Origin of the sequence: Sphingopyxis granuli NBRC 100800 (assembly GCF_001591045.1) — a bacterium.
Taxonomy (GTDB): Bacteria; Pseudomonadota; Alphaproteobacteria; order Sphingomonadales; family Sphingomonadaceae; genus Sphingopyxis; species Sphingopyxis granuli.
Window position 1 is genome coordinate 25,839 of the sequence record NZ_BCUA01000037.1, and the last position, 10,737, is coordinate 36,575.

Sequence of the window (10,737 nt, forward strand, 5' to 3'; positions counted from 1 at the left end):
TTCGCCAAGCAGATGCGCCGCGAACAGTCCGAGCCCGAAATCCGCTTGTGGCTCGAACTGCGTGCGGCACGTTTTCAAGGAATCAAATTCCGCAGACAAAAGGTCATTGGTCCGTATATCGCCGATTTCTCGTCCAGAGAGCCGATGCTGGTGATAGAGATCGACGGCGACACGCATGCAGGTCAGGAGGCATATGACCGGACCAGGACGGCTTATTTCGAAGAACAGGGTTATCGAGTGATCAGATCTACCAACCGCGACATGTTGACGAATATGGATGGGGTTCTGGAGCAGCTTGCGTCGTTCTTGACTCCCCCTCTCCCAACCCTCTCCCCTGAAGGGGAGAGGGTTCTATGACTCGCTTCGCTTCGGCCTTTTCCAAAGGCTCCGCGCTCGTCACCTTCATCACCGCGGGCGATGGCGATACGCTCGCCAACCTCGACGCGCTGGTCGCGGGGGGCGCCGACGTGATCGAACTCGGCATGCCGTTCACCGATCCGATGGCCGACGGTCCCGCGATCCAGGCCGCCAACCTGCGCGCGCTCGGCAAGGGCACGACCACGGCGGACATTTTCGCTATCGCGGCCGCCTTTCGCTCGCGCCATCCGCAAGTGCCGCTCGTCCTGATGGGCTATGCCAACCCGATGACGATCCGCGGGCCCGAATGGTTCGCCGCCGAATGCGCGAAAGCGGGCGTCGACGGCGTGATCTGCGTCGATATCCCGTCGGAGGAGGACGCGGAGCTAGGCCCCGCGCTGCGCGCTGCCGGCGTCGCCCCGATCCGCCTCGCCACGCCGACCACCGACGCGGCGCGCCTGCCCGACGTGCTGAACGGTGCGGGCGGCTTCCTCTATTATGTCTCGGTCGCGGGGATCACCGGGCTCCAGCAGGCCGCGCAGGCGAGCATCGAAGATGCGGTGGCGCGCCTGAAGGCCGCCACCGACCTGCCCGTCGTGGTCGGCTTCGGCGTCCGCACCCCCGAACAGGCCGCGCAGATCGCCAAGGTCGCCGACGGGGTCGTCGTCGGATCGGCGCTGGTCGAGATCATCGCCGCGCACGGCGATGCCGCCCCTCCGCATGTCGAGGCTTTCGCCCGCACCCTCGCCGATGCTATTCACGGCGCGAAGGAGAATGCCGCATGAGCTGGCTCGAACGCGTCCGCAACGCCCTGCCCTTCGCCGCAAAGCGCGATACGGCGGACAATCTGTGGCACAAATGCCGCCAGTGCCAGCAGATGGTCTTCGTCAAGGAGTGGGAGGACAATCTGAACGTCTGTCCGCGCTGCGACCATCACGACCGCATCGGCGCCAAGGAACGCTTCGCGCAGCTTTTCGACGGCGGCCTGTACGAGGTTCTGCCCGCCCCCGCCGCGCCCGAAGACCCGCTCAAGTTTCGCGACACCAAGAAATATGTCGACCGCATCAAGGCGGCGCGCGCGCAGACCGGCGACCGCGATGCCTATCAGAACGGTTTCGGCCGCATCGACGGCCGCCCGGTGGTGATCGGCGTGCAGGATTTCGCCTTCATGGGCGGCTCGATGGGCGTCGCGGTCGGCGAGGCCTTCGTCGCCGGGGTCGAACAGGCGATCCGGCGCGGCTGTCCCTATGTCGCGATCACCGCGGCGGGCGGCGCGCGAATGCAGGAGGGCACGCTGTCGCTGATGCAGATGCCGCGCGCCACCGTCGCGCTCGCCCGTCTGCGCCGCGCCGGGCTGCCCTATATCGTCCTTCTCACCGACCCGACGACGGGCGGCGTCACCGCCAGCTATGCCATGCTCGGCGACGTGCAGATCAGCGAGCCCAACGCGCTGATCGGCTTCGCGGGGCAACGCGTGATCGAGAATACGATCCGCGAAAAACTGCCCGAGGGATTCCAGCGCGCCGAATATCTGCTCGAACATGGGATGATCGACATGGTCGTGCACCGCAAGGAGCTGCCCGCGACGCTCGGCCGCCTGATCGCCTATCTGGCGCCCGAAAAGGCGGCCTGACTTCCACCCCGCGTCATTGCGAGGAGCCGAAGGCGACGAAACAACCTCCAGCCATCGTCCATGTCGCGCCGATAGCTGGAGATTGCTTCGCTCCGCTCGCAATGACGAAAAAGAGGCGTGAACCATATGCCCGACCACGCCCATTCCGCCGACCCCGCTGTCCAGACGCAGCTCGACCGCCTCGCCGCGCTGTCGCCGGGACGCGACATCCTCGGGCTGGAGCGCATCACCGAACTGTGTCGTCGTCTCGGCAATCCGCACGAGCGCCTGCCGCGCACCTTCCACGTCGCCGGGACCAACGGCAAGGGGTCGACCTGCGCCTATCTGCGCGCGATCCTGGAGGCGAGCGGCCGCCGCGTCCACGCCTACACCAGCCCGCACCTCGTCCGCTTCAACGAACGTATCCGCATCGACGGCGCGTTGATCGACGACAGGCTGCTCGCGGCGCTGCTTGAGGAGGTGCTGGACGAAGCCGCCGACCTGGGGGCGAGCTTCTTCGAGGTCACCACCGCGGTCGCCTTCCTCGCCTTTGCGCGCCATCCCGCCGACGATTGCATCCTCGAGGTCGGGCTCGGCGGACGCCTCGACGCGACCAACATCATCCCGGCGCCGGCGGTGTGCGGCATCGCCTCGCTCGGCATCGATCACGAAGCCTTTCTGCTCGCCCCCGAGGCCGGAACGCCGTCCGCCCCAACCGAGCGGATCGCTTGGGAAAAGGCCGGGATCGTCAAGCCGGGCAGCGCGCTCGCGACGCTCGCCTATCCGCGCGCCGTGCAGCGCGTCATCGCGCGCCGCGCCGAGGAGGCCGGTGTCGCGCCGTTCGCGGAGGGCGAATCCTGGTCGGTAGAGCCCATCGGCGACGCCTTCCGCTGGACGTCGATGGGCGGGACATTGGCCGAGGTGCTGCGTCCGGGCATGGTCGGGCTGCATCAGATGCGCAATGCGGGGCTGGCGATCGCGATGCTCCATATCGCGCCGGGGCCGAAGCCCGACGCGGGCGCCATCGCGCACGGCGTCGCCGATGCCTTCTGGCCTGCGCGCCTGCAACGATTGGGGACGGGGCCGCTGACCGGGCTGCTGCCGCCGGCGACCGAGTTCTGGCTCGACGGTGCGCACAATGGCGATGCCGGCCTCCAGCTCGCACGGCATTTCGCCTGCGAGCCGCGCCGCATCCATCTGATCGCGGGCATGCTCGCGAACAAGCATCCCGAGGCGATCCTCGATCCGCTGCGCGACCGCCTCGCTTCGCTGACCGTCGTGCCGGTGCCGGGGCACGAGCATCATGATGCAGCGGCTTTCGGGCCCGAAGCGCGATCCGCCGCGGACGTCGAAGCCGCCTTGCGCGCGCTGGCGGTCGATCCGGCGCGCGAGGTCTTGCTGATCGCCGGCTCGCTCTATCTTGCGGGCGAAGTGCTCAGGGCGAACGGGGAACTGCCCGACTGAAACGCCTATCCGGGTGCGGTTTCACCTTCTGCTTTCCCGGCCGAGCCGACCGACAGGTCGACGAGTCCGGTCCGCATCATCCACCAGAAAAGCAGGATTCCCGGCACCGCCGCGGCGGTCGTGAGCAGATAGAATTGCACATAGCCGAACTGCTCGATCAGCGCGCCCGCGGTCGTCCCGGTGACGAAGCGCCCGATGATGCTCGCGGCGGATGAAATCAGCGCATAGTGGGCCGCCGTGAAGCGCAGGTCGCACAACGCCGAGAAATAGGCGACAACCACCACACCGCCGATGCCGCTCGCGAAATTCTCGAACCCGATCGCGCCTGCCATTCCCCAATTGCTCTTGCCGGTCGCAGCGAGCAGCGCGAAGCTGAAATTCGATACCGCCATCAGCACCAGGCTGAGCAGGACCGAGCGCTTCATTCCCATGCGGGCGTACAGGATGCCGCCGATGAAGATGCCGATCAGATAGGCCCAGAATCCGATCCCGACATCATAGATGGCGATTTCGTCATTGGTGTAGCCAAGATCGTCGAACAGCAGGCGAAAGGTCAGGTTTGCAAGCGTGTCGCCGATCTTGTGGACGAGGATGAAGAGCAGGACGAGCAGCGCGCCGTGGCGCTGGAAGAACTCGACAAACGGGCCGACGATCGACTGGATGATCGCGCTGCCGCCCTTGCGTTCGGTCGGATCGCGGTGTCGCTCGGGTTCGCCGACCCACAGCGCCGCGACGACTGCGGGCAAGGCGAACAGCGCGCAGGCCAGATAGGCCGGCTCCCATCCGTGCCGGGCCGCGAGATAGAGCGCCAGCGCGCCGGCGCTCGCAGAGCCGATGCGCCAGCCATACTGGCTCATGCCCGACCCGATGCCGAGTTGTTCGGGCTTCAGTATCTCGATGCGGTAGGCGTCGATCACGATGTCGAAGGTCGCACCCGCCAGCCCGACGAGGATCGCCGCGACGGCGGTTCGGTAAATATCGGCCTGCGGGTCCTGCAACGCCAGATTGGCCACGGCCGCCATCACCAGCACCGCCGACAGGATGATCCACGACACGCGCTGCCCCATCCGCCCGAGCAGCGGCAGGCGCACCCCGTCGACGAGCCACGACCACAGCGGCTTGAGATTGTAGACGAGGAAGGCGAGCGTGAAGGCGGTGACGGTCTTCTTGTCGATGCCGTCCTGCGCGAGTCGCGTGGTCAGCGTCGCGCCGATCATCGCATAGGGAAAACCCGACGATACGCCGAGCAGGAAGGCCGCGATCGGCGCCCGCTCCAGATAGGGGTGGACGCTGGCCCACCATCCCTGCGGGGGCGGCGTCATGGTTTCCTGCGGCTGCACCTGGCGCTCCTTCCCCGGCAATCGAGTGATGAAGGCCTAAAGCCTTGGCGCCAAATTGGAAGCGGTGATTTGGCGGTCCGACGGATCGTGGCGGCGGCCGGTCGCCTCAGGCTGCCTCGGGCCGCCAATAGGTCTGAAGCCCGCTGATCTTGCGCGGCTTCTTCTTCTGGCAGATCATCGTCTCGATCGCGCGCAGCGCGCCGATCAGCGCGGCGGCGGCGTGCGGCTTGGCGAGGCAGGCGAGCGCGATCTCGGCGGCATCCTCGGGCGGCAGGCCGGTGACGAGCAGCACCGCAATGCCGCGATCGCGCGCGATCCGGGCGACCTCGCGCCCCGTCATGTGGCCCGCGAGATTCAGGTCGAGGACGAGCGCGTCGATCTGGTCGATCGCCAGCACCTGCACCGCAGCCTCGCCCGAATCGACCGTCGAGACGACGTCGTAGCCCGCGTGTTTCAGCGTCCGTTCGTTGTCGAACGCGATCAGCGGATCGTCTTCGACGACCAGCAGGCGCTTGATGCACGACGGGCGGGACGCAAAGAGCATGAAAACTCCCTTCGATGGCGCCATGGCGCGCTCTCGCCCGTCCTGCAATATCGCTTCGGCATGCCATCGACGAAGCGATGCGTTTCCGGCTATGAGCGTGACCACAAGGCCACAGTTTCCTTCCCCCCTCAACGCCATGAAAGCCGCTTGCGTTCCGATGACGACACGCCGACCGCCCCGCTCCGCCCCTCAGCCCGCCGCACCGCGCGGCCGCCGCGCCGCGCGTTCCGCGCAACCCCGCCCCCCTGCCACCGCCGAACGCGAGGAAGAGGGGCCGCAACGGATCGCCAAGCTGCTCGCCCGCGCCGGAGTCGGCTCGCGCCGCGACGTCGAGCGGATGATCGAGGAAGGCCGCATCGCGCTGAACGGCCAGGCGATCGCGCAGCCCGCGCCGCTGCTCTCCTCGCTCGAAGGCCTGACGGTCGACGGCAATCCGGTCGCGAAGCCGGTCTCGACACGCCTCTATCGCTTCCACAAGCCGGCGGGCTGCCTCACCGCCGCGCGCGACCCCAAGGGCCGCAAGACGATCTACGACATCCTGCCCAAAGGCCTGCCGCGGCTGATGCCGGTGGGGCGGCTCGACTATAACACCGAGGGGCTGCTGCTGCTGACCAACGACGGCGAATTCAAGCGCCAGCTCGAACTGCCCTCGAGCGGGGTCGAACGCAGCTATCGCGCGCGCGCCTTTGGCGAGATCAGCCAGGCGCAGCTCGAGGAACTGGCGCTCGGCATCACCATCGACGGCATCCGCTATGGAAAGATCGACGCCAACCTCGAACGCCGCACCGGGCGCAACCAGTGGATCGAACTGACGCTGACCGAGGGCAAGAACCGCGAGGTGCGCCGCGTGCTCGAACATCTGAGCTTGCAGGTCAGCCGGCTGATCCGGACGCGCTACGGCGCCTTCTCCCTCGACGGGCTCGACAGCGGGGCGGTCGAGATCGTGCCGCGCGACGCGCTGTTCCAGTTTCGCCGGCGGATGGGCTGAGGATGCGGGTGATCGCCGGCGAGTGGCGCGGCCGCAAGCTGCTCGCGCCCCGGAACGACGCGACGCGGCCGACTGCGGACCGCACGCGCGAGACGCTGTTCTCGATGCTCGCGAGCCGCCTCGGCAGTTTCGAGGGGCTGCACGTCGCCGACCTGTTCGCGGGTTCGGGCGCGCTCGGCATCGAGGCGCTGTCGCGCGGCGCCGCGCACTGCCTGTTCGGCGAGCAGGACAGGGACGCGCTCGACGCGCTGCGGAAAAACCTCGCGACACTGGGTGCGGGGCAGCGCGCCGAGATTCGCGCCGGATCGGTCCTTTCCCTCGGTCCCGCGCCGCGCGCCTGCGACCTGCTGCTGTTCGACGCGCCCTATGGCACCGGCGCCGGCAGCGTCGCGCTCGACAAGCTGGCCCGCCTCGGCTGGGCCGGCCCCGACAGCTGGGTTTCGATCGAGACCGCCGACCGGGAAGCGGTCGATGTCCCCGGCTTCGGAATCGAGGCGGAGCGCCGCGTCGGCAAGGCGAAGCTGACCCTGCTGCGCCGCGCCTGACCATCGTTCAGCCGGCGGCGGCGCCCTGCCGGCGCACCATCAGCAGCCCGATCCAGCTGACGACCCCGGCCAGCGCCAGATAGAGGCCGACGACCTGCGTCCCGCCCCAGTCGCCGAGCGCCTGCGCGATGATCGGCGCCAGCGCGCCGCCCAATATGCCGCCGACGTTGAAGGCGACCGACGCGCCGGTGTAGCGCACCTCGACGGGAAACAGCGCGGTCAGCCAGCTGCCGAGCGGGCCATAGACCAGCCCCATGACGAACAGCGACGCCGCGAGCCCGAGGAAGATGAGCGGCCACGACTGCGACGCCAGCGACGGCCCGAACAGCAGGCCGACGAGGATCGTCGCGCCGCACCCCCAGGTCAGCACCCGCTGCGCGCTGACCGCGTCGCTCCGGTAACCGGCATAGACGATCCCCACCGCCATGAAGAGGATCGCGCCGAGCTGGATCAGCAGGAACTGCTCCTTCGGATAGCCAAGCGCCGTCGTCCCGTGGGCCAGCGCGAAGCTGGTCGCGAGATAGAAGATCGCGAAGCAGGCGACGACCGCGAAAGTGCCCGCGAGCGTCGGGACGAGGTGGCGGCGGAACAGCTCGCCCAGCGGCACCGCGACCGGCGCCTGCCTTTCCAGTGCGTCGGCGAAGGCGGGCGTCTCGCCGATCCTGAGCCGCACCCAGAGCCCGAGCCCGACGAGCACCGCCGAGACGAGAAAGGGGATGCGCCAGCCCCATGCCGCGAACTCCGCATCGCTGAGCCACAGGCCGAGCAGCAGGAACAGGCCGTTGGCGGCGATGAAGCCGACCGGCGCGCCGAGCTGCGGAAACATGCCGAAGCGCGCGCGCCAGCCCGGCGGCGCATTCTCGACCGCCAGCAGCGCCGCCCCGCCCCACTCGCCGCCGAGCCCGAACCCCTGCCCGAAACGCAGGATGCACAGCAGCAGCGGCGCGACCCAGCCGACCATCGCATAAGTCGGCAGGAACGCGATCAGCAGCGTCGAGGCGCCCATCAGCATCAGCGAGGCGACGAGCGTCGACTTGCGGCCGATGCGGTCGCCGTAATGGCCGAAGACGATCGCCCCGACGGGCCGCGCCAGGAAAGCGAGCCCGAAGCTCATGAAGCTCAGCATCAACTGCGCCGAGGGTGATTCGGACGGAAAGAACAGCGGCCCGAACACCAGCGCCGCGGCGGTGCCGTAGATGTAGAAATCGTAGAATTCGACCGCGGTCCCGACGAGGCTCGCGGTCAGGATGCGCGCCTGCGCGCGATAGGGTGTCAGATCCACGGGCGGCGCCCCTTCCCTTCGTGATGGCGGGTCGCTTTGAACGGATCATGCGCTCCGGCGCAAGACCAAAGACCGTCCGCCGCGCAGCGCCGCCGCGTCCCGCCGCCTTGCACTGGACAGCATCGGCGCCGTTCCCTAATCGTTCGCGCGTGAACAGCCGCCCAGCCTCCCCGCCCGATCTTCCCCCGCCGCACCCGTCGGACCCGCCCTATCTGCAGGGACTGAACGGCCCGCAGCGGCAGGCCGTGCTGACCACCGAAGGCCCGGTGCTGATGCTCGCGGGGGCGGGCACCGGCAAGACGGCGGCGCTGACGGCGCGGCTGGCGCACATCATCGCGACGCGTCGCGCGTGGCCGTCCGAAATCCTGGCCGTCACCTTCACCAACAAGGCGGCGCGCGAGATGCGCGAGCGCATCGGCCGGATGATCGGCGACGCGGTCGAGGGGATGCCGTGGCTCGGCACCTTTCACAGCATCGCGGCGAAGATGCTGCGCCGTCACGCCGAACTGGTGGGGCTGCAGAGCAATTTCACCATCCTCGACACCGACGACCAGCTTCGCGTCCTCAAGCAGCTCATCCAGGCCGAGGGGCTCGACGAGAAGCGCTGGCCGGCGCGCCAGCTCGCGGGGCTGATCGACAAGTGGAAGAACCGCGGCCTGACCCCGCCCGACCTCGACGCCGCGGACCGCGAAGCCTATGCCGATGGCAAGGGGCAGCATTTCTATGCCCTTTACCAGGCACGGCTCAAGACGCTGAACGCCTGCGATTTCGGCGACCTGCTGCTCCACATGCTGGTGATATTGAAGACGCACCGCGACGTGCTCGAACAATATCAGCAGCGCTTCAAATATATCCTCGTCGACGAATATCAGGACACCAACGCCAGCCAGTATCTCTGGCTCCGCCTGCTCGCCCAGGTGCGCAAGAACATCTGCTGCGTCGGCGACGACGACCAGTCGATCTATTCGTGGCGCGGCGCCGAGGTGGCGAACATCCTGCGTTTCGAAAAGGATTTCCCCGGCGCGACAGTGATCCGCCTCGAGCAGAATTACCGCTCGACCCCGCAGATTCTTGCCGCCGCCTCGGCGCTGATCGCGCAGAATTCAGGGCGGCTCGGCAAGACGCTGTGGACCGATCTCGACGCGGGCGACAAGGTTCGGGTGGTCGGCGTCTGGGACGGGCCCGAGGAAGCGCGGCGGATCGGCGAGGAGCTCGAAGACCTCCAGCGCCGCGGCACCAGCCTCGACCGCGCCGCCATCCTCGTCCGCGCGCAGTTCCAGACCCGCGAGTTCGAGGATCGCTTCATCGCCATCGGCCTCCCCTACCGCATCGTCGGCGGATATCGCTTCTACGAACGCGCGGAGATTCGCGACGCGCTCGCCTATCTGCGCCTCGTCCAGTCGAGTGCCGACGACCTGGCCTTCGAACGGATCGTCAACGTGCCGAAGCGCGGGCTCGGCGACAAGGCGGTGTCGCGCATCCACCAGTTCGCCCGGATCGAGCGCACGCCGCTGTTCCATGCCGCGGCGCGGATCACCGAGACCGACGAGCTGACGCCGCAGGCGCGCCGCCAGCTCGCGAACTTCGTCGCGATGATGCGCAGCTGGCAGGCGAAGGCGAACGACCTGCCGCACCCCGAGCTGACGCAGCTGATCCTCGACGAATCGGGCTATACCGCGATGCTTCAGGCCGACCGCAGCGCCGAAGCGGCGGGACGCCTCGAAAACCTCTCCGAACTCGTCCGCGCGATGGAGGAATATGATTCGCTCGAAGCCTTCCTCGAGCATGTCAGCCTCGTCATGGATCGCGACAACGACGATCAGACGGAGACCGTCACCATCATGACGATCCACGCCGCGAAAGGCCTCGAGTTCGATCATGTCTTCCTCGCCGGATGGGAGGACGGCGTCTTTCCGTCGCAGCGCGCGATGGACGAGGGCGGCACCGCGAGCCTGGAGGAGGAGCGCCGCCTCGCCTATGTCGCGATCACCCGCGCCCGGCAGCGCGCGAGCATCTATCACGCCGCCAACCGCCGCATCTACGGCCAGTGGATGAGCAGCATCCCGAGCCGCTTCATCGCGGAGATTCCGCCCGAGTTCGTCGACAGCGAGAATAGCTTCGGCGGCGGCGCGTCGCTTTGGCGCGCCAACTGGTCGGCGCAAGGCGACCCGTTCGCGCATGTCGCGACGCAGAGCCCGGCACGCACGGCGACCCGCGGCCCGGCATGGCAGCGCGCGCTGGCCGCGTCCTCGACCATCACCCGGGCCCCTGCGCCGAGCGAAGGCGCCCCCGCCGCCTCGGTCGGCGCGAAGCCGCGCGCCGACCTGGCGATCGGCATGCGCGTCTTTCACGAGAAATTCGGTTACGGCCGGATCATCGACGTTGACGGCAACAAGCTGGAGGTCGAATTCGAGCAGGCGGGCACCAAGCGGGTCCTCGACGGCTTCGTCCGCGCAGCCTGAGGGCGTGGGCGGGACGATGGGGGCTTAGAGCCACAAAAGTCCTGTATACGTGCATCGATTATGTGTCTTTTGCGGCTTTATGGTCTTTGGGGATTCGGATTTTCGACACGGTTTGTCCCTTTCGTCACCCTGAACTTGCTTCG

General features: G+C 67.9%; 10 protein-coding genes. 7 read left to right on the forward strand and 3 right to left on the reverse strand.

The window, feature by feature from the left end:
- Positions 1-12: 12 nt before the first annotated feature.
- From SGR02S_RS10490 to SGR02S_RS10505, 4 genes are all read left to right on the forward strand, one after another.
- Positions 13-357, forward strand: coding sequence for an endonuclease domain-containing protein (locus SGR02S_RS10490; protein WP_067109035.1), 345 nt, complete (start codon positions 13-15; stop codon positions 355-357).
- Positions 354-1,142, forward strand: coding sequence for a tryptophan synthase subunit alpha (trpA, locus tag SGR02S_RS10495; protein ID WP_067108992.1), 789 nt, complete (start codon positions 354-356; stop codon positions 1,140-1,142). Before SGR02S_RS10490 ends, trpA begins: the two co-directional genes overlap by 4 nt.
- A complete protein-coding gene (accD, locus tag SGR02S_RS10500; protein WP_067108995.1) occupies positions 1,139-1,990 on the forward strand; it encodes an acetyl-CoA carboxylase, carboxyltransferase subunit beta in 852 nt (283 codons plus the stop codon). The genes trpA and accD overlap by 4 nt, the downstream gene beginning before the upstream one ends.
- A 126-nt stretch (positions 1,991-2,116) precedes the next feature.
- Positions 2,117-3,433: a bifunctional folylpolyglutamate synthase/dihydrofolate synthase gene (locus SGR02S_RS10505; protein ID WP_067108998.1), complete on the forward strand. Its 1,317-nt coding sequence runs from the start codon at positions 2,117-2,119 to the stop codon at positions 3,431-3,433.
- Positions 3,434-3,438: 5 nt separating this feature from the next.
- On the opposite strand, the gene SGR02S_RS10510 is transcribed toward SGR02S_RS10505, so the two are convergent.
- Positions 3,439-4,755 carry an AmpG family muropeptide MFS transporter gene (locus SGR02S_RS10510; protein ID WP_067109038.1) on the reverse strand — a complete coding sequence of 439 codons (1,317 nt, stop codon included), beginning with the start codon at positions 4,753-4,755 and terminating at the stop codon, positions 3,439-3,441.
- Positions 4,756-4,879: 124 nt separating this feature from the next.
- Entirely contained in the window at positions 4,880-5,317 is a 438-nt protein-coding gene (locus SGR02S_RS10515) for a response regulator (RefSeq protein ID WP_067109041.1), read from the reverse strand.
- A gap of 157 nt (positions 5,318-5,474) precedes the next feature.
- Here SGR02S_RS10515 and SGR02S_RS10520 point away from each other — a divergent pair, with 157 nt between their 5' ends.
- Entirely contained in the window at positions 5,475-6,305 is an 831-nt protein-coding gene (locus SGR02S_RS10520) for a pseudouridine synthase (protein WP_067109001.1), read from the forward strand.
- Between the two features lie 2 nt (positions 6,306-6,307).
- A complete protein-coding gene (rsmD, locus tag SGR02S_RS10525; protein ID WP_067109005.1) occupies positions 6,308-6,850 on the forward strand; it encodes a 16S rRNA (guanine(966)-N(2))-methyltransferase RsmD in 543 nt (180 codons plus the stop codon).
- A 7-nt stretch (positions 6,851-6,857) separates the two neighbouring features.
- Here the strand turns inward: rsmD and SGR02S_RS10530 are convergent, their stop codons facing one another.
- Positions 6,858-8,126, reverse strand: coding sequence for an MFS transporter (locus SGR02S_RS10530; RefSeq protein WP_067109044.1), 1,269 nt, complete (start codon positions 8,124-8,126; stop codon positions 6,858-6,860).
- A 155-nt stretch (positions 8,127-8,281) separates the two neighbouring features.
- Between SGR02S_RS10530 and SGR02S_RS10535 the strand changes: the two genes are divergently transcribed.
- Complete coding sequence (locus tag SGR02S_RS10535; RefSeq protein ID WP_067109008.1) at positions 8,282-10,594, forward strand: ATP-dependent helicase; 2,313 nt, start codon at positions 8,282-8,284, stop codon at positions 10,592-10,594.
- The last annotated feature ends 143 nt before the right edge of the window (positions 10,595-10,737 follow it).